This is a genomic window from Shinella sp. 838 (assembly GCF_029623935.1).
GTDB lineage: Bacteria > Pseudomonadota > Alphaproteobacteria > Rhizobiales > Rhizobiaceae > Shinella.
Genome location: NZ_JARSBQ010000075.1, coordinates 1 through 737, shown reverse-complemented (window position 1 = coordinate 737; position 737 = coordinate 1). Strand labels below are relative to the sequence as shown.

Here is a 737-nt window from a genome sequence, read left to right as displayed (position 1 = left end):
CGCTACCCGGTCGAGGGCACGGATTACGACCTCGGCCATGGCGACGTGGCGATCGCCGCCATCACCTCCTGCACCAACACGTCGAACCCGTCGGTGCTGATCGCCGCCGGGCTGCTCGCCCGCAACGCGGTCGCCAGGGGCCTGAAGACCAAGCCGTGGGTGAAGACGTCGCTGGCGCCGGGATCGCAGGTCGTCGGCGAATACCTTGCCAGGTCCGGCCTGCAGGCCGATCTCGACGCGCTCGGCTTCAACCTCGTCGGCTTCGGCTGTACGACCTGCATCGGCAATTCCGGCCCGCTGCCGGCGCCGATCTCCAGGACGATCAACGACAAGGGGCTGATCGCCGCGGGCGTCCTGTCGGGCAACCGCAACTTCGAGGGCCGCATCTCGCCGGACGTGCAGGCGAACTACCTCGCCTCCCCGCCGCTCGTCGTCGCCTATGCGCTGGCCGGCTCCGTGCAGAAGGACCTGACGAGCGAACCGCTCGGCGAGGACAGGGACGGCAAGCCGGTCTATCTCAAGGACATCTGGCCCTCCTCGCAGGAGATCCAGGCCTTCATCCTGAAATACGTCACCCGCGCGCTCTACGCCGCCAAATATGCCGACGTCTTCAAGGGCGATGCCAACTGGCAGGCCGTGCAGGTGCCGGCGGGCCAGACCTATGCCTGGGACGACCAGTCGACCTATGTGCAGAACCCGCCCTACTTCGTCGGCATGGGCAAGACCGGCTCGGGCCT

At 67.6% G+C, this 737-nt stretch carries 1 protein-coding gene; it reads left to right on the top strand.

Translation table 11 applies throughout. From position 1 onward, the window contains the following. On the top strand, positions 1–737 hold a 737-nt coding region (locus tag P9A16_RS35630; protein ID WP_278026568.1), incomplete at both ends, for an aconitase family protein.